This window comes from Lysinibacillus sp. FSL R7-0073 (genome assembly GCF_038009065.1).
Taxonomy (GTDB): Bacteria; Bacillota; Bacilli; order Bacillales_A; family Planococcaceae; genus Lysinibacillus; species Lysinibacillus fusiformis.
Genome location: NZ_JBBPAS010000001.1, coordinates 365,951 through 383,833 on the forward strand (window position 1 = coordinate 365,951; position 17,883 = coordinate 383,833).

Here is a 17,883-nt window from a genome sequence, read left to right on the forward strand (position 1 = left end):
ACGAAGAAAGGAAAAAACCTTTCTCCGTTATATTTCAAGTCCACTTAAAAAACTACTTTGGTACTAGGTAAACTATTATGCACGTTGTTCAAATAGCTGAACGATTTCAATGATGACTTGTGTTGCCTTTTCCATTGTTTCAGCAGATACATATTCAAATTTACCATGCATATTTTCGCCCCCAGCAAAAATATTTGGTGTTGGTAAGCCCATATAAGATAATTGTGAGCCGTCAGTACCACCACGTATAGGTAGGGTAATTGGTGTAATATCTAATTTTTCCATAGCCTCACGAGCGATGTCCACGATTTCTTTTACAGGTTCGATTTTTTCGCCCATATTATAGTATTGATCTTCAATAGTAATGCTTAAAGCATTCTCACCAAATTGCGCTTGAATTTTGGCTGCAGCATCTTGCATTAACTGTTTTTTCTCTTCGAATTTTTGACGATCATGGTCACGAACGATATATGATAGCTCTGCATGCTCGATAGCCCCTTTAAAGCCCATTAAATGAATGAAACCTTCATAACCTTCAGTCTTTTCAGGAACCGCCTCTCCCGGCATTTCATTTTGGAAGGCAATAGCCATTGTGATGGCGTTAACCATTTTATTTTTTGCAGATCCAGGATGGACGCTTGTTCCTTTTGTCACTACCTTTACGCCAGCAGCATTGAAGCTTTCGTATTGTAGCTCACCTAATGGTCCGCCATCCATAGTATAGGCATAGTCTGCTCCAAATGCAGCCACATCAAATTTATGTGGGCCACGTCCGATTTCCTCATCAGGTGTAAACGCTACGCGTAATTTACCATGCTTAATACTTGGGTTTTGGATAAGGTATTCCATAGCTGTTATAATTTCAGCAATACCAGCCTTATCATCTGCTCCTAACAATGTCGTGCCATCTGTCGTAATAAGTGTTTGACCAATGTAATTTTGAAGCTCAGGGAAATCAGTTGGTGACATCACTAAGTTTTCATTTAGCTGAATATCTCCACCATCATAATTATCTAAGCGCTGCGGGTTAACATTTGTTCCCGTAAAATCCGTAGTTGTGTCCACATGTGCTAAAAAGCCGATAGTTGGAATGTCTTTATCTGTATTTGCTTCTAGTGTCGCAAATAAATAGCCATTTTCATCTAATGTAATGTCTGTTAAGCCTATAGTAGCTAGTTCATCTTTCAAAACATGTAACAGATCAAATTGTTTTGGTGTAGAAGGAGTCGTTTCGCTTGTGAAGTCTGATTGTGTATCAATTTTTGCATAACGTATTAATCGCTCAATTACTTGTTCTTTCATAAGTATGGCCCCCTAATGTGTATGTGTACTTAATTGTAACACTTTACTTCGGATTTCGGAATATTGAAGAATACTTAAAGCTATGAGTAATTGGGCACTATAATAAGTCAGCATAATGACTTCATGTGAAAAAGCTAATGGCATTACAAATTTATTAATAGATAAATAGGAATCTGAAGCAATAAACAACAAAGCACCTATTGTTGCGAATTTAGAGCCAGTTTTAATTGCTGTCCATCCCATCGTTAATATGACTGCAATATAGGCGATCACTGCAATAGCTAGAATCGTTTCACCAGTTTTGAAAACCGATCCTGCTATCCAAATGGCCATTCCTGCTCCATACAGTAATAAGATTATTTTGGCCCATATTGGTACTGGTCGCTCATTTGCAGATGAGAAGGCAAAAATATAAAAGATATGGCCGATTAGAAAACTAGTTAGCCCAATTAAAAACCATTGCAATGTATAGTCACCAATCATACAAAATACTAGACCTATGATAATCAATAGTTGATATTTTTTTATATGTACTGGTTTCTGAATGGCCGCTAAAATAATCATCAACAACATCGGGATGACTTTAAAGATTAGTTGTAAGCTTTCTGGAATATGCGAAAAAAGAAAAATGTAATACAACCCAAATAAAATAATGAAAGCAATTAATAATTTTTTAAACACTATTTTCAGCTCCTTTTCTATTATGAAATTCTTTCTTTATGATAGAATTCCTTTATTTAACTATGCAGCAAACATTTTTTATCTGATAGTGAAGAGCAATCTGAACATAATGACGCCGACATGTAATTTAATATACTTTATGTATGAAACTTTTTTAGTATGTAACCGTAAATAAGAAGACAGAAAGCTTTAAGAGAGGATGAACCAAATGACTAAGCTACTAATAGCTTCTGCAGTCATTGCATTAATCGCGAGTGTGTTAGTAACACCGCTTATTACTAAGAAGCGAGAAGATGGAAAATCTAGAAAGGTGATTGGATACTTTTTTATTGGTGTCTTTGTGCTAGGTTTTTTAGCAACAGGAGTCACTTTGTATGTAACAAAAATTGACGTCAATTGGCTTGTTTTCTGGCCAGTTATTATTTTATTAACGTTAATTGGTGCAATGCTAGCAAGTGGCATTGAACGAAAAATAAAAGGTATTTTATTTTTAGCAAGCCTAGGTGTTGCAGTCTATGTTCTATCAGCACCATTATGGAACGCGAATGAGAAATTTAAGTCTTCAGAAATGAAGGAAGAAGTGGAGCTAAAGCCTTTTGATGAGACGCAGACACCTGCAAGTGTTCCACCAAAATTTGCTCGTAATAAAATGAAAAAGGCATTCGGGCAAGTACCGAATACAAGCTATTATGAATTAGGTCGTTTACAAATTCAAAAAGTAAAAGGTGAATATGTTTATATCGCTCCAGTTGAATTTTCGGGATTCTTTAAATGGATGAATGGTGATACGACACCTGGTTACTTTATTATGAGTGCTACAGATTCAGCAGATAATCCTAAATTTGTAAAAGAGGAAATGAAATATGTTCCCTCAGCCTATTTAAATACCAATTTAGAACGCCATATTCGTTTACAACATCCATTCCTTATATTCTACGGAGATGTACAACTTGAAGTAGATGATGAAGGGAAGCCTTATTACATTCGCTCATATGGTGAATTTATTTCTGGGCGTAATGGCTTTGATGTAAAAGGTATTGTCTTGGTCGATGCACTTACAGGGAAGTCAGAAGTGGTTAAGCTAGATGCTATACCTGAATTTATTGATGGTGCAGTTTCACCAGAGACTGTAAGCTTACAGAACAGTTATTTCGGTAATTATGTTCATGGTTTTTGGAACAGTATGTTTGGTAAAAAAGATGTAAAAATTCCTTCGGACGAAGGTACAGAATCGAATGTCAGTCCTATTTTTGATGAAAAAGGCGATATGTATTATTTCACCGATTTTACAAGTCCTAAAGAAGGCGTAGATTCCATGTTAGGCTATTCCTTAACGAATGCAAGAACAGGGGAAGCAACCTATTACACAGGTAATCTAGATTCAAGCTATATGGACTCACAGGGGAATTTGCAAATTATCGAAAAGAAATTTATTGAGAAAAAATGGGCTGGTGAAATGCCTGTATTATATAATTTTTATGGAGAAGCTAGCTGGCTGACAGCGGTGCTTGATTCAAATGGATTTTTACAAAACTATTTCATTGTTTCAGCAGCCAATCCTGAAATTTCTGTTTACGCTACCACTCCAAGAGAAGCACTGAAGCTATATAAAACTGCTTTAAGTCGTGGAGGAAATACGGTAGATGGTAGTTCAAATGCAGAAGAGAAACAGGCTAGCGGAAAAGTTGTCCGAGTTTACAAGGAACGACTTGGTGATTTTACGACGATTTCTTTCTTATTAAGCAATGGTGAAAATTACTTAGTAAGTGCCGAAACAGAACCTTTAGCTATTTATTTACAAGAAGGTGACGAGGTTATAATCAAATATGGTGAAACAGGGGAGCAATTCCTGCCAGTCCGTTCTTTAATTATTAAAGGCTTACAATAAAAAGTAAAAGACGATCTTGTTCGTATTTCAAGATCGTCTTTTTTATGTTCCTTCGTTTTGAATAAAGGTAAGCATTTTTTCTCTATGGTTTATAAAGAGTGTTTTGGCATGATCGTTTAATGTGAAAGTATCTTGTAAGTATCCTTTTAGCAATTTTTCCTCGTAGGCAAAAGACTGGTTGTCCTCATTTTCTAAAATATAGGATAGTAGAAGAGCATGTAATACTAACACTTCTAAATTTTGAGTATTAGTAATAAATTTTAAATTGAGGATAGAGGTATGGGCAACAAATTGATTGACATAATCTATCGCATATTTATAAACGGCTATATCTGTTTCAGGCTCAAGTCGTTTTCGTAGTTGAGTGCAAGCAGCATTTAGTTCTTCAATTTTTAAAAATAAACCTCTTACACTTCTCTTATGTTGTTGTTCTAAGGTACGAGCAAGATGTTTATTGATATAGGACATTGCTTGTATAACTCCTTTCGTAAATACGTAATCATTTATTAATATGAATGGAATTGTTTGAAAATGGAAGAGTCTTTTCGTTTAATTTATTATTGTACTTAATAGATATATCGAGACATAATGACTAGAGTTAATACAAACAGGTAACGGAATTATGAAAAAAATGGGGTTATTATCATCCGATAGTAACCCCATTTTAGAAGAAGTTATTTATTTCCAGTTAAATCCTTTAGTAGCTAAAAACTCTTTTATATGAGGACGACGTTGCTCAATTAAAAAATCAGCCATTTGCTTTGTCCAATTATCGATTTTTCTGTTAGATGATCGACTATTATAATACGCTTCCATTGTCTCATTATATGCTGGTAAAAGTTCATCATACTTTTCGGTATTGTATTCATTTTCATGTAATACAGCAGACACAGGCAATCGTGGTTTTACCTCATTACGACGAACAGGTACGCCAATTGTTAGACCGAACAACGGGAAAACGTGATCAGGTAAATTAAATAAATCACTTATTTCTGAAGGGTTATTGCGCACTCCTCCAATATAGCAAATGCCATATCCCATTGATTCTGCTGCAATAACAAAGTTTTGTGCAAATAATGATACATCAGCAACTCCAACAAGGACATTTTCGGCTGAATCGGCCACGATATCTACTCCCTCTAACTTACCTGCCATTTGTAGGCGTTTGAAATCAACGCAAAAAACAAAGGCACCACCAGAAGTTTCATACTGACGGGGATTCCCAGAGAGTAATCCTAATTTCTCCTTTTTGTCTGCATCTGTTACCCATATAACACTATAGGCTTGCACAAAATGTGACGTGGCAGCCATTTGGGCTGTTGCGATTAATTCTTCAATAATTTCTTTTGAAATCGGGTTTCCATCATAGATTCTTACTGAAGAATGGTTTCGTAATAATTCTTTAACCATTTGTTTACTCTCCTTTGTCACTTTTATATCAAGAGCATAGCACGCTTTTCAATCAAAATCGATTAAAGAGGGGTATATAATTATATTTAAATAGTTTGGAAATGTAGAAATTATCTCGGAAAGTTAAATATTTCATTTGATATAGATTAAATATTCTAAATAGTATAAAATTATATAATCGGCTGTTTATTTGGTTGTGCTACCAAAAATTAGATTATTCTTATGCGGAAGAGGAGTGGGTTTAGCTCTTTTAATTAAGGATAAAGCCTCCTGCATATTTGTTTGAAGCAGAGGTAATTTTGATGACTGAGATAATGGAACCAAATACTAGTTGAACAAAAATAAAGTGGGATGGAGGAATAAGGAATGGAAGAAAAGTTAGCGAAAAAGCTTCGTCATGAGCAATTACGGGGCAAGGTTGTAACAGCAGAAGAAGCAGCATCTTGGATTAAGGATGGCATGGTATTAGGGATGAGCGGTTTCACTCGTGCTGGGGATGTAAAAGTTGTACCTCTTGCGCTTGTAGAGAAAGCTAAAAAAGAGAGCTTCCAGGTAGATATATATACAGGAGCATCTCTTGGCCCTGAGGTAGACCAATACCTAGCGGAGGCTGGCGTTATTCGCAAGCGAGGACCTTTCCAGGCAGATGCTGGTATTCGTAATAAAATTAATAGTGGTGATATCACATTTGTGGATGCACATTTATCTCATAATGCGGAGTTAGTTCGCCAAGGCATTATAGGACCTATTGATTTTGCGATTATTGAAGCGGCTGCTATTACAGAAGATGGCTTATTAATTCCTACAACTTCAGTTGGTAACTCTCCGATTTTTGTGCAAGAGGCAGATCAAATCATCATTGAATTAAATGTAGCACAACTTGATGCATTAGAGGGTGTACATGATATTTTCGTTCCTGCACAACAAGGGAAACGTGACCCAATCCCTTTACAACATGTGTCTGATCGTCTTGGTACAATTGGTATTCCATTAGATTTAGATAAAGTAAAAGGTATCGTAGTTTCTGATATTTTAGATGCGCCATCAACGATCGTTCCTGCTGATGAGGAAACAGATATTATGGCTAATCACCTGTTAAATTTCCTGCGCGAAGAGATTAGAGTTGGCCGTTTAACAACAAGCTTGCGTCCAATTCAATCTGGGGTTGGATCAGTGGCGAACGCAGTATTACTTGGTTTTAAAGATTCTGAGTTTGAGAACCTAGAAGTATTCTCTGAAGTACTTCAAGATGCAGTATTTGAATTAATCGATGCAGGAAAAGTGAATTTTGCTTCTGCTACTTCCATTACCCTCTCTGAACAAGTAGGAAACCGTGTTTATGGAAATTTTGAAAAGTATGCGGATAAATTAGTACTGCGTCCACAAGAAATTTCTAACCAACCAGAAATTATTCGCCGACTCGGCTTGATTTCAGTGAATACGGCATTAGAAGTTGATATTTACGGAAATGTTAATTCTACACATGTTTCTGGCACTAAAATGATGAATGGTATCGGGGGATCGGGTGACTTTGCCCGCAATGCGCGCTTAGGTATTTTTGTGACTAAATCCTATGCTAAGGGTGGCAATATTTCGAGCATTGTCCCAATGGTATCGCATGTGGATCATACAGAGCATGATGTTGATGTTATTGTAACAGAGCAGGGAGTGGCTGATTTACGTGGGCTTGCTCCGAAAGAACGTGTAGGGCTAATTATTGATCATTGTGCACACCCTGATTATCGTGAGCAGCTATGGCAATACTTTAATGACGCTAATGAGGCAACTGGTGGACATCATACACCGCATGATCTTGAAAAAGCGCTGTCATGGCATGTTAATTACGCAAAAAGTGGAACAATGAAAGACCCAGCTTTATCAAAATAGAGTTTTAATAAAAAGGCCTTGAAGGACAGCTGCTCCCTCAAGGCCTTTTAGTGTATAAGTTTATCTAAAACGATTAATGCTTTATAGTAGGCCAATCCATTTCCAATAAGTTGCAGAGAACAGCAAAATTAGGAGGAAGCCGAGAATCGTTAATGGAATACCTGATTTCAGGAAATCCTTTGTTGTAAACGCTCCTGTACCGTAGGCAAGCATATTTTGCGGTGCACTAATTGGTAATAGGAAACCAAAGCTAATAACAAATTGTTGTACGATAACAAAACCAACCTGATCAACATTAGCTGTTAATGTGGAAGCTAACACGATAAACACTGGTATAAGTGCAGAGGCTAAGCTTGTTGCACTAGCGAAACCTAAATGAATAAGAATATTAAATAATGTTACGATAGCAATCGTAGCAAGAATTGGCATAGTATCTAGACCAAGTGAACCAAAAACTTTATCTGATAACCATGCTGCACCTTTTGTATTTAGTAAAATAGTTCCGAGCATAATACCAACTGCAAAGACAATGATTGTTCCCCAAGGAATATGAGGTTCAACTTCCTTCCAGGAATAAACGCCGATTTTAGGCATTAGTAGTACAGCAATGGCGGTAATTGTAACCGTTGTTGTATCAAATGGATGAAGCTTGCCTTCAGTTGCCCAGAAAAATAGTAAAACTAATGATGTAACGATCAATCGAATCTCAGGTGCTTTTAATGGTCCAAGCTCAGCCAACTGTTTCTTGATAACTTCTTTACCACCTTCAATATTGCTCGTCTCAGGCTTAATAAGCGTAATCATAATGAAAAATAAGGCTACTGACATAATAATCGAGAATGGGGCAGCATAAAGTAACCAAGCACCCCATGAAATATTCACATTAAATTGCTCTTGGATGAAATTTAAAGCAACCATATTTTGCGCTGCCGCAGTTTTAATACCGATATTCCAAATGGAGACGGCTTGTACAGAAGTAATAACGAGTAAAGCAGCAAGTCGACTATCACGTGGTAAACCGAATGCTGCGACCATCCCAAGAAGAATAGGGACTACTGCGCCAGCACGTGCAGTAGCCGAAGGAACAAAAAATGCAAGGGCAATTGAAACTAATATAGCACCGAAAACAATGGCTTTTGTTTTTGTTCCTACAAGTGAAAGAATCCAAAGAGCAAGTCGTTTATGCAAATTGGTAATTTGCATGGCTGCTGCTAGAAAAAGAGCCGCTGCTACTAGGGCCACGGCAGAATTACTAAAACCACTTAATGATAGTTTTAAGGCGCTAGCGGTACCTAGTTGTGTTGTTGGGTCATCCATGGATGGTGCAAGTCCTAGTAAAACAGTGACGAGTGCAATAATCATTGCAGAGCTAACAGGATATGAAACGGCCTCTGTTACCCACAGGATAACCGCGAAAGCTAAAATGGCTAAAGCGCGCTGCCCAGCTACAGGTAGCTCACCGTTATTAGGTAAAAAAATAATGATAATTAATAAAGCAAAAGCCAACCCAATCCATAAAGGCTTTAAATTACGCTTCATTGTTGCTTGTTTAGGTGAAGACATATTTTCTCATCCCTTCTACGTCTACATAAAAATGACAGTTATTATCCATAACATCGGTCAATATAATGTTTTCTTAAGATAAGAATTCATCCGTTTATTGTATAGAATGAAAGGAAGCGAAATATGTCTGTTTTACAGCTTTAATAGTAATTAAAGAGATAATTTGTGGTCATAAAAAATACAAATACCTCCTAAAAAATATTATTTCTTTTTCTTGAAGGCAGCAGTAACTTTAGGCTCGGTTCCATTGATTAAACGTTGAATATTTTCAATGTGCAAAATAATAGCAATACCAAAAAGTAGAATGGCAATAATGGTCGGGCCTAGCCCAGGAATCCATAAATAAGTAGCGGTACAAAAAACGAGGTAAAATTCTAATACCCCAACAATTAAATAGTTCGTTGCAAAAGATAAAATAACAAAAAGAATAAGTGCAAATAAACCAATCTTCCAATCAACCGCAAGTAAAATTCCAATGATAGAGGCAGTCCCTTTTCCACCATTGAAGCCCATATAAAAAGGGAAATTATGCCCCAAAATAACCCCTGCAGCTAACAAGTAGGTGAGGAGCCATGTTTGTTCTGCTGTTAAATGTGTTGCATCTGCTAAATAAAAATGTGCACCGACGATGGCTGCGACGCCTTTGCCAATATCGATAAGAGCTACTAAAACGCCATATTTCCAGCCGAGTGAAAGCGTAGCATTAGAGGCGCCAGCATTGCCATGACCAGCTTTTTTTAAATCAACCCCGGATAAAAATTGTGCCACCTTAGAGCCGTGAATACAGCCAATCAAATAGCCGACAACTAGAAAACAGATCACGGCTTTTACCATAAAAATACTCCTTTCAAATTTTTTTCTAAAATAGTGTATGCGTTCTTACTACGTAAAAGAGCAGACAGAAGTTTCGGAAAAAATAAAATTTAGATGTTGACAGAAAAAAACTCTATGCTTATACTTTGTAACAACGATGGAAATTGAATCTCATACTCTTATCAAGAGCGGCGGAGGGATAGGCCCTATGATGCCCGGCAACCAGTAGGTGATGAACTTACTAAGGTGCTAATTCCTACAGATTCTTACTTGGATCTGGCAGATAAGGGGAGGAAAACTTGCAACCGCAACCCTCTTCTTAGCTGAAGAGGGTTTTTGTTTTCTACAGAAAAATCCTCCTCATCTCCGGTACCATCGTAAAAAAATAACCAAATGGAGGTACACAATGACAAATTTTAAACCAGAAACATTACTGTTACATGGTGGTCAAGAGCCAGACCCTGTGACGGGTTCTAGAACAGTTCCTGTCTACCGTTCAACTGCTTTCGTTTTTAAAGACACTGCTCATGCGCAACGTCTTTTTGCTTTAGAGGAGGCGGGGAACATTTACACGCGAATTACGAATCCGACAGTGGATGTTTTTGAAAAGCGTGTGGCTTTATTAGAAGGTGGAACAGCAGCAGTAGCACTTTCATCTGGTGCAGCAGCTATTGCATTTTCTATTTTAAATCTAGCTGGAGCAGGAGATGAAATTGTAGCAGCTAGTTCTTTATATGGTGGTACGTATAATTTATTCGCTAATACATTACCAAACTATGGTATTAAAACGATTTTTGTAGATGAAACAAACCCAGAGAATTTTAAGGCTGCCATTACCGATAAAACAAAAGCTGTCTTCGCTGAAGTTTACGGTAATCCTAGCTTAAAGGTTTTAGATATTGAAGCTGTAGCTAAGATTGCACATGACAACAGCTTACCATTAATTATCGATAGTACATTTGCTTCTCCTTATGGTTCTACACCAATTGACTACGGTGCGGATGTGGTAGTTCATTCAGCAACGAAATGGATAGGTGGTCATGGGACAACTTTAGGTGGTGTTGTTGTAGACGCTGGTAGGTTTGATTGGACTAGTGGGCGATTCCCAGGCTTTACAGAGCCGGATGCTTCTTACCATGGTTTACGCTATGGAATCGATACAGCTTCTGCAGCTTTTGCTACAAAGCTGCGTGTACAGTTGTTACGTGATTTTGGACCAACATTAAGTGCAGATGCAGCTTTCAATCTATTACAAGGTTTAGAGACTCTTCATTTGCGTATCCCTAAACACAATGAAAATGCTTTAGCTGTGGCTGAATATTTACGTAACCACCCATCTGTGGAATATGTAAATTATAATGGCCTAGAAGATTTTCCAACACATGAGTTGGCGAAAAAGTATTTAAAAAATGGCTTCGGTTCAGTGCTTACATTTGGCATTAAAGGTGGACGTGAAGCAGGTCGAAAGCTTATTGATCATGTAAAGCTGTTTTCACATGTGGCAAATGTAGGGGATGCTAAGTCGCTAATTATCCATCCAGCATCTACTACACACCAACAATTATCAGCAGATGAACTAATACAAGCTGGCGTAACCGAATCGCTCATTCGCTTATCAATCGGTTTAGAGGCAGTGGAGGACATCATTGCAGATTTAGAGCAGGCTATAACTCAGGCAACATCAACAACTGAACAAACAGTAGAAGCTTAATATAGAATGACAGGCGAATGTGGTAGCGTTTACGTATTTTCTCATTCGAATAGCCTCATTTGGTATACGTCAAACGTTGCTACATTAACCAACTGCCTCATCCGGTAATTATCAGAACCTTTTTAAAAAAATACCAAGTAATTTTATATGTATTATTGACTTTAATAAAACCTTGTTATATACTTGGAATTAAGTTAAGTGTACGGAAAAACCTTGTTGAAAAGGTAAATGTTTTCATAAGTGCTCCCCCACTTTTGAATAGATAGGAGAGTAGTTACATAGCCAGTGGCTACTCTTCAAAAAACTAATGATAAAGGAGTGTTTAAAATGGGTAATCTCTATAGTGCGCAAAACATTGCATCTTATCTAATTTATGAACTAAATGAAGGTCATGTATTTGTTAACAATCAATCCATTCAACACATCCTTACATTAGTGGAACATAAATGGCAGCAAATTTTCGGTCATTCAGCGTATCAGGAACAGGTTTGCGCAAATGATAATGGCTATATGGTTAAGGAAGTTTATGAGACATATGAGAAGTATGGTGTGAGCCACATCCAGCTTCCAGCAACAGAATTTTATTTGAAATATGGTACATTTCAATTAGTAGAACGTACGTATGCAATACCAAATTTTACAGAAGAAGAAATTAGTATTGTTCAACAAGCTTTAACACAATATCGTTTTCAATTGCTTTCAAAAGCGAGCTAAATAATCCCTCATATATTTAGGCTCATTCTCTGCTGCTACAGGGAATGAGCCTTTTTTATAGTAGTTTATTTATTTAGCTGGTTTATGGGTGTCTGAACATACATATATAATAGAAGAAAGACATCATAGTTTGAGAGTAAAGAGTCAATATTTGTTCAAATCTTATGGATAAACTAAAAAAACGTATAGTAAAAGGAATGAAACCGATTTCTTTTGCACGTCTAGGGAAAACAAATGTCCTTCCTAGAAAGATTTTTCTTGTGTAAAGTATATATATGCGTTACAATTTTCTTTAAGTTAAATTTCGAATTATTTGAATTTGTATATGATCTAACATGTACTAAATATCAAAATTTATCCAAAATTAAGGGTTGGCTAAGACCTGCGGTTGGTGTCAAATGATTTGGCACAACCCCACGGAGAGTTTGGCTTGATGAAACTGCGGAATGTAAGTTGGAGGGAATAATAAGAATGGCAACTATAAAGGCAGCGATTTTAGGATTTGGAACGGTAGGTCAAGGGATCTATCATATATTAAATGAAAAGCGAGAAGATCTTAAAAATAAATTAGGTATTGAGTTGGAAGTAGCGAAGATTCTTGTAACAGATGCTAGCCGTGAACGTGTGCCAGGCACAGCACATTTGATGACTACAAGCATGGATGATGTATTGGCTGAACCAGGCATGCAAGTAATATTTGAAGCAATTGTGAATGAAGAGCCTGCATATAGCTATTTAAAGAGAGCGGTAGAGCATAAATGTCATGTTATTACTGCCAATAAAGTAATGTTTGCAAAGCGTGGATTAGAGTTACAAGAACTTGCAAAAGCAAATGGTGTTTTTGTAGGCTTCGAGGCTACAACTGCTGGAGGAGTACCTGTTATTAAAACGATGAAAAATATATTACTTGTTAATGACGTTAGCCGTATACAAGGTGTTTTAAATGGTACTTGTAATTATATTTTAACTAAAATGCGAGCAGAGGGCTGGTCATTTGATACGGCTTTAAAAGAAGCGCAAAGTTTAGGCTACGCTGAGGCAGATCCGTATAATGATGTTTCTGGTCAGGATGCCTTTAAAAAGTTAATGATTTTAAGTGCCTTAGCATTTGGAGAACAACCTGATTGGGCGGATGTAGAAGTTATTGGCATAGATAGTATTTCAGCTTCGCAGGTCCATGAGGCATGTGAAAAAGGTTTACGTTACCGTCATGTAGCTGAGGTGGAAAAACTAGCTAATGGGAAAATTGTAGCAAAGGTTGGACCACAACTGGTTGATAAAGAACATCCACTTTATCCAGTCGATGATGTGTTCAATGCAGTTGCATTAGAAACAAATTATATTGGCACTTTAACCTTAGTAGGTCCTGGTGCTGGAATGTACCCAACAGCAAGTGTGATGGTAGAAGATTATGCTGAAATTATCGGGAAAAGGGCAGGATTTGTTGTAACGATTTAATCATTATTATTTTATAAAGTTAACCCGCCATTCAACAATGTTCTATTGTTCGAATGGGGGGCTTTTTAATCCTCGTCTTTTACGTCAATATCCTCTGGTATAGGGGTAGATCTCCATATTTCAATCTCCTCTTTAATACGTTCTAATTGATTAAAATACGTATTAAATTGTCCACTATTTATGAGTATCATATTTCCATCGAAAACGGAACGGATGCGTCCCTCATAGACTAGGCGTAATATTTGTTCTTCATGCATACCTAGTTCAATTGCTGTCTCTTCAATTGTTTTGTACATACAACTCGCTCCTTTAGCTGTATTCATTATAACGTCCATTTAACCGAATGCATACTGGAGTGAAAGAAAAAGTAAAAATGATAATTGTTTGATTTTGGATAAATATGTATGATTAGTATTGAAAGGAATAAGGTTGGGGGTCTATATGTTAAATCCATTATTTGTATTGTTAGCAGCTATTTTATGGGGGATGACAGGAACTGCCCAAACATTTTTAGATAATAATGTATCTCCAATTGCAGTCGCCACTATTCGTTCTGCCATTGGTGGTGGGCTTCTCTTAGCTATTACAATTTTTTTGAGAAAAATTAATTTTCTACATTGGTCATGGAAATGGACGATTTTAGCTGCCGCTAGTATTGCCCTTTTCCAAGGTCTTTTCTTTTCATCAATACGTCTAACAGGTGTAGCAATTGGAACTGTCGCGACCATTGGAAGTGCACCGGTATTTTCAGGCATTATGGAGTGGCTTATATGGAAAAAACGGCCGTCTGCTATTTGGGGAGTAGCTACAATGATAGCGATCATGGGCTGTCTTTTATTGTTTATCAATAATGGAGAAGAAGCTGTACAAATGGGTGGCTTTGGTTTAGCGCTTTGTGCAGGGTTATCTTTTGCCCTTTATACAAATATTAGTAAGAAATTAATGGCGCAAGAAGATGCTTTACCAGCAGTTGCTATGACATTTTCGCTTTGTACTTTATTTTTACTACCGTTTTCACTGTCTACTGGTTTTGCTTGGTTAGAAAATGTGCAAAATTTATGGACGATCCTATTTATGGGAATTATGTGTACAAGCGTAGCTTATTTACTGTTCTTAAACGGTTTGCAAAAAATAAATTCATCAACAGCTGTAACTCTATCTTTAGCTGAGCCATTAACAGCCGCAATACTGGGCGTTTTTCTAGTTGGAGAACAATTAAGTGGAGTGTCCTGGCTAGGTGTAGCAATGCTATTAGGCAGCATTGTTGTGTTAACGATAGGTGGGAGACAAAGAAGGCTTCATAATAAGCTGAAACCTTAAGAAATTCTTCATTTTTTTACTAGCTGGTTTTTAAGATTTGAAAGATACACTTATATTTGAGAGCGAGGTGTCTATCATGACGAAACTAACAGTTCTTGTTACAGACGACGATCAAGATATTCGTGATGGTATTGAAATTTATTTGAAAAATGAAGGCTACAATGTTATTAAAGCAGCAGATGGCTTAGAAGCATTAGACAAGCTAGAAAATAATGAAGTACATTTAATAATCTTAGATATAATGATGCCAAATATGGATGGGATTACTGCGACATTTAAAATTAGAGCAGAGCGCAATATTCCTATTATTATGCTTAGTGCAAAGGCAGAGGATGGCGATAAAATTCATGGACTATCGGTAGGCGCAGATGATTATGTAACAAAGCCCTTCCATCCATTAGAGCTATTAGCACGAGTAAAATCACAGCTTAGACGCTATGTACAACTAGGAACGTATAGTGAAGGTGCAACAAAAGTAGAAATTGACGGACTTATTCTTGATGAAGATGCTAAAGAGATTATATTAGAAGGAGAACCAGTTCGACTAACACCAATAGAATATAAAATTACAGAATTATTAATGAAAAATGCAGGGCGTGTTTTTTCGATTCGTGAAATTTATGAACGAGTTTGGAATGAGGAAGCCTACAATGCTGAAAATATTGTAGCCGTACACATTCGAAAAATTCGTGAAAAAATTGAAGCGGACCCAAAAAACCCACGCTATCTAAAGGTGGTATGGGGCGTTGGCTATAAAATGGAAAAATAAAATAGAGAAGTATATGACTATTGCAGGATTCATTGCAGGTGTTGTTGGACTTATTTATTTTGGCGTTTATGCTTATCAAATCGTCGATTCTCGCTCCTCAGAGGTTTTACAGTTACTAGAAAGAATTTTTTAGAGGAGTGTTAGAGGTATGATAAAAAAATGGAAATCCCTACTGGTGTTAATGAGTCTCATTTGGACTATTTTCGGCATCTTTACTTTTTGGCATGTAGGTTATCAGTATATTGGTAAGTCCTATTTCGATTCAGAAAATTTCCAACATGAAATCGATAATTTTACTTCAGAACTCGGGCCGTTAGTAATAAATTTACCGAAGGCCGAAGACTTGAAAGGGAAAATAGAGATTACGCAGTCGGAAATAGAAGAGCATCGTAATTATTATGGTACATTAGGACAGCAAATCGATAATATTAAACAACAATACGAACAGCGAATTCAGGAAGCAATAGATGCCAATGCGGGAGAATTACAAATAAAGTTAGAGACTGAACGAGATAATAAAATTAAGGACATTACGTCAAATTTCGAAAACGATGAACATGTTCGAAAGAAGATTCTTGCTGGAGAAGAAGCACTTATCGATAAATATATAAAAGCAGCACAGAGTGAAGCTAAAAACTTTAAAAAGTCTTATGATTACTGGTCTTATGAGTTGACGAATACGGAAACAGGAGAAACGTACCGTGCAGGTGATGTTTCAGAAAGTAGTGCCTATAAAATAAAGTATTCTGAGCGAAATCCATTGTATGTAGGAAATATTAGTAATAATGTAAGGGATATTTTTTACCGTACAGAAACTTATGTGGATGTCGATAATCTTTATGAAACGACTGAATATACAGGTGTCTTAACCATCTCTAAAAAAGCAGTTCAATCATTAGGTGTTATGCAGGATTATAATCGTTTTCATCGTAATCAATATACCTATTTCTTTATATGGCTCACTAGTATAATAACGGCAATTTTTGCTTGGAGAGGTCGTAAAGATGTACTGCAAACTGTCAGAGGTATGAAGGAAAAAGATATTTTAAATAAGGTTAAATTCGATTTTCAAGTTGTTTTAGTGTTGATCACAGGGTTTATGTATTTTATTTCATCTCAAATTGTTTTTGAATCGATTGAATACACTTACGATTACAATTTTCAATATAATTATGTACGCTCTATACTTGATCTCGCCTTTAAATTAGGTGTGTTAATTGTTATAGGAATTGCTTTTTTTATTCAACTAATTTGGCTTTATACAAGAATAGATACAATGAAAAAGTTAGAGCAAAATGTGAAATCCAGTTATTTATGGTCACTCGGGGATTCAATTACGGATTTATTTATTAATCGCTCTATAGCGTTGCACGCACTATTCATGTTAGCGGCAGCCTTCTTTGGAGGAGGTAGCCTTGTCGCTTCTATGTTAAGAGGAGGAGCTTTCCCAGTCCTTGTTCTAGGTATGTGCATGTTCGTAGGGTTTCCAACCTTGATTGTATTCTTATCAAGAATGGGTTACTTAAACCGTATTATGAAGGATACGAAAGATATGGCCAATGGGCGACTGAATCGTGACGTGAAAGTGAAAGGGAAGTCCCCGCTCGCAAGTCATGCTGAAAATCTTAATCATTTACGAGAAGGCGTTCGAACATCCATGCATGAGCAGGCTAAAAGTGAACGTTTAAAAACAGAGCTTATTACCAATGTGAGTCATGATTTACGAACTCCGTTAACTTCAATTATTACGTATACGGATCTTTTGAAAAAATCTAATCTTACAGAGGAAGAACGTCAACAATACATTCATATTCTCGATAAAAAATCTGAACGTTTAAAAATATTGATTGAAGATCTCTTTGAAGTGTCGAAAATGGCAAGTGGTAATATTGAGCTTCAACGAAGTCGTGTAGATTTGACCCAACTTATTCAGCAGGCAGTTGGGGAGCATAAGGAAGATTTATTACAGTCACGTTTAGATTTACGAATGACGATGCCTCATGAGCCTATTTATGCCTATGTGGATGGTCAAAAATGGTGGAGACTCATTGACAATTTAATTGTTAATGTATTGAAATATGCATTAGAGGGTACCCGCGTCTATGTGACGTTAAAACGAACAGCAGATGGTGATGCTGAATTAACGGTAAAAAATGTAGCGAAGTATGAAATTAATGAAGATGCTGAGGAGCTATTTGAACGTTTTAAACGTGCAGATGCTTCACGTCATACAGAGGGATCTGGACTTGGATTAGCCATTGCCCAATCCATTGTTGATTTGCATGGTGCTCGAATGACAATTGATGTGGATGGCGATTTATTTAAAGTGACTGTTCGAATTTCAGCAGTATAAGGAGAAGATGGTGG

At 36.7% G+C, this 17,883-nt stretch carries 16 protein-coding genes and 1 riboswitch; of the genes, 9 read left to right on the forward strand and 7 right to left on the reverse strand.

All coding sequences use genetic code 11. The features are described 5' to 3' along the window. Positions 1-75: 75 nt before the first annotated feature. Both pepT and MKY88_RS01795 read right to left on the reverse strand, forming a co-directional pair. Positions 76-1,302 carry a peptidase T gene (pepT, locus tag MKY88_RS01790; protein ID WP_069479860.1) on the reverse strand — a complete coding sequence of 409 codons (1,227 nt, stop codon included), beginning with the start codon at positions 1,300-1,302 and terminating at the stop codon, positions 76-78. A gap of 12 nt (positions 1,303-1,314) precedes the next feature. Further along, positions 1,315-1,983 carry a lysoplasmalogenase gene (locus MKY88_RS01795; protein ID WP_340812881.1) on the reverse strand — a complete coding sequence of 223 codons (669 nt, stop codon included), beginning with the start codon at positions 1,981-1,983 and terminating at the stop codon, positions 1,315-1,317. 208 nt (positions 1,984-2,191) lie between these two features. Here MKY88_RS01795 and MKY88_RS01800 point away from each other — a divergent pair, with 208 nt between their 5' ends. Continuing rightward, entirely contained in the window at positions 2,192-3,871 is a 1,680-nt protein-coding gene (locus tag MKY88_RS01800) for a hypothetical protein (protein ID WP_193830791.1), read from the forward strand. A gap of 42 nt (positions 3,872-3,913) precedes the next feature. On the opposite strand, the gene MKY88_RS01805 is transcribed toward MKY88_RS01800, so the two are convergent. Then, entirely contained in the window at positions 3,914-4,339 is a 426-nt protein-coding gene (locus MKY88_RS01805; RefSeq protein WP_069479863.1) for a hypothetical protein, read from the reverse strand. Between the two features lie 210 nt (positions 4,340-4,549). Further along, positions 4,550-5,281: a class II chromate reductase ChrR gene (gene chrR / locus MKY88_RS01810; RefSeq protein ID WP_193830792.1), complete on the reverse strand. Its 732-nt coding sequence runs from the start codon at positions 5,279-5,281 to the stop codon at positions 4,550-4,552. 366 nt (positions 5,282-5,647) lie between these two features. On the opposite strand from chrR, the gene MKY88_RS01815 reads away from it, so the two are divergent. Further along, on the forward strand, positions 5,648-7,168 hold the full coding sequence (locus tag MKY88_RS01815) for a succinate CoA transferase (RefSeq protein ID WP_258269802.1): 1,521 nt from the start codon (positions 5,648-5,650) through the stop codon (positions 7,166-7,168). 81 nt (positions 7,169-7,249) lie between these two features. Here MKY88_RS01815 and MKY88_RS01820 read toward each other — a convergent pair whose 3' ends face one another. Both MKY88_RS01820 and MKY88_RS01825 read right to left on the reverse strand, forming a co-directional pair. Further along, positions 7,250-8,731: an SLC13 family permease gene (locus MKY88_RS01820; protein ID WP_340812882.1), complete on the reverse strand. Its 1,482-nt coding sequence runs from the start codon at positions 8,729-8,731 to the stop codon at positions 7,250-7,252. A 201-nt stretch (positions 8,732-8,932) separates the two neighbouring features. Continuing rightward, positions 8,933-9,565 carry a glycerol-3-phosphate acyltransferase gene (locus MKY88_RS01825; RefSeq protein ID WP_193830795.1) on the reverse strand — a complete coding sequence of 211 codons (633 nt, stop codon included), beginning with the start codon at positions 9,563-9,565 and terminating at the stop codon, positions 8,933-8,935. 155 nt (positions 9,566-9,720) lie between these two features. Next, positions 9,721-9,834: riboswitch (SAM riboswitch) on the forward strand. Between the two features lie 116 nt (positions 9,835-9,950). Between MKY88_RS01825 and MKY88_RS01830 the strand changes: the two genes are divergently transcribed. The 3 genes from MKY88_RS01830 to MKY88_RS01840 all read left to right on the forward strand — a co-directional run bounded on the left by MKY88_RS01830 (position 9,951) and on the right by MKY88_RS01840 (position 13,427). After that, complete coding sequence (locus MKY88_RS01830) at positions 9,951-11,255, forward strand: O-acetylhomoserine aminocarboxypropyltransferase/cysteine synthase family protein (RefSeq protein ID WP_340812883.1); 1,305 nt, start codon at positions 9,951-9,953, stop codon at positions 11,253-11,255. Between the two features lie 327 nt (positions 11,256-11,582). After that, positions 11,583-11,969: a hypothetical protein gene (locus tag MKY88_RS01835; protein ID WP_193830796.1), complete on the forward strand. Its 387-nt coding sequence runs from the start codon at positions 11,583-11,585 to the stop codon at positions 11,967-11,969. A 471-nt stretch (positions 11,970-12,440) separates the two neighbouring features. Continuing rightward, positions 12,441-13,427 (forward strand): homoserine dehydrogenase, encoded by a 987-nt coding sequence (locus MKY88_RS01840; RefSeq protein WP_069479870.1) that lies wholly within the window; start codon positions 12,441-12,443, stop codon positions 13,425-13,427. Between the two features lie 65 nt (positions 13,428-13,492). Here the strand turns inward: MKY88_RS01840 and MKY88_RS01845 are convergent, their stop codons facing one another. Continuing rightward, positions 13,493-13,723, reverse strand: a complete 231-nt coding sequence (locus MKY88_RS01845) for a DNA-binding protein (RefSeq protein ID WP_328205211.1) — start codon at positions 13,721-13,723, stop codon at positions 13,493-13,495. A 145-nt stretch (positions 13,724-13,868) separates the two neighbouring features. Between MKY88_RS01845 and MKY88_RS01850 the strand changes: the two genes are divergently transcribed. The 4 genes from MKY88_RS01850 to MKY88_RS01865 all read left to right on the forward strand — a co-directional run bounded on the left by MKY88_RS01850 (position 13,869) and on the right by MKY88_RS01865 (position 17,869). After that, the gene (locus tag MKY88_RS01850) at positions 13,869-14,747 is read left to right on the forward strand and encodes a DMT family transporter (protein ID WP_328205210.1); all 879 of its coding nucleotides are present in this window, start codon (positions 13,869-13,871) and stop codon (positions 14,745-14,747) included. Between the two features lie 76 nt (positions 14,748-14,823). Beyond that, the gene (locus MKY88_RS01855) at positions 14,824-15,516 is read left to right on the forward strand and encodes a response regulator transcription factor (RefSeq protein ID WP_012292612.1); all 693 of its coding nucleotides are present in this window, start codon (positions 14,824-14,826) and stop codon (positions 15,514-15,516) included. After that, positions 15,494-15,649 (forward strand): hypothetical protein, encoded by a 156-nt coding sequence (locus MKY88_RS01860; protein WP_008176206.1) that lies wholly within the window; start codon positions 15,494-15,496, stop codon positions 15,647-15,649. Before MKY88_RS01855 ends, MKY88_RS01860 begins: the two co-directional genes overlap by 23 nt. Positions 15,650-15,664: 15 nt before the next feature. Further along, a complete protein-coding gene (locus MKY88_RS01865; protein WP_340812884.1) occupies positions 15,665-17,869 on the forward strand; it encodes a histidine kinase dimerization/phospho-acceptor domain-containing protein in 2,205 nt (734 codons plus the stop codon). Positions 17,870-17,883 lie beyond the last annotated feature (14 nt).

What these genes read in the sequence shown, in the direction of transcription:
- pepT (WP_069479860.1), bottom strand. Translation starts at nt 1,302, where the DNA reads ATGAAAGAACAAGTAATTGAGCGATTAATACGTTATGCAAAAATTGAT.
- MKY88_RS01800 (WP_193830791.1), top strand. Translation starts at nt 2,192, where the DNA reads ATGACTAAGCTACTAATAGCTTCTGCAGTCATTGCATTAATCGCGAGT.
- MKY88_RS01805 (WP_069479863.1), bottom strand. Translation starts at nt 4,339, where the DNA reads ATGTCCTATATCAATAAACATCTTGCTCGTACCTTAGAACAACAACAT.
- chrR (WP_193830792.1), bottom strand. Translation starts at nt 5,281, where the DNA reads ATGGTTAAAGAATTATTACGAAACCATTCTTCAGTAAGAATCTATGAT.
- MKY88_RS01815 (WP_258269802.1), top strand. Translation starts at nt 5,648, where the DNA reads ATGGAAGAAAAGTTAGCGAAAAAGCTTCGTCATGAGCAATTACGGGGC.
- MKY88_RS01820 (WP_340812882.1), bottom strand. Translation starts at nt 8,731, where the DNA reads ATGTCTTCACCTAAACAAGCAACAATGAAGCGTAATTTAAAGCCTTTA.
- MKY88_RS01825 (WP_193830795.1), bottom strand. Translation starts at nt 9,565, where the DNA reads ATGGTAAAAGCCGTGATCTGTTTTCTAGTTGTCGGCTATTTGATTGGC.
- MKY88_RS01830 (WP_340812883.1), top strand. Translation starts at nt 9,951, where the DNA reads ATGACAAATTTTAAACCAGAAACATTACTGTTACATGGTGGTCAAGAG.
- MKY88_RS01835 (WP_193830796.1), top strand. Translation starts at nt 11,583, where the DNA reads ATGGGTAATCTCTATAGTGCGCAAAACATTGCATCTTATCTAATTTAT.
- MKY88_RS01840 (WP_069479870.1), top strand. Translation starts at nt 12,441, where the DNA reads ATGGCAACTATAAAGGCAGCGATTTTAGGATTTGGAACGGTAGGTCAA.
- MKY88_RS01845 (WP_328205211.1), bottom strand. Translation starts at nt 13,723, where the DNA reads ATGTACAAAACAATTGAAGAGACAGCAATTGAACTAGGTATGCATGAA.
- MKY88_RS01850 (WP_328205210.1), top strand. Translation starts at nt 13,869, where the DNA reads ATGTTAAATCCATTATTTGTATTGTTAGCAGCTATTTTATGGGGGATG.
- MKY88_RS01855 (WP_012292612.1), top strand. Translation starts at nt 14,824, where the DNA reads ATGACGAAACTAACAGTTCTTGTTACAGACGACGATCAAGATATTCGT.
- MKY88_RS01865 (WP_340812884.1), top strand. Translation starts at nt 15,665, where the DNA reads ATGATAAAAAAATGGAAATCCCTACTGGTGTTAATGAGTCTCATTTGG.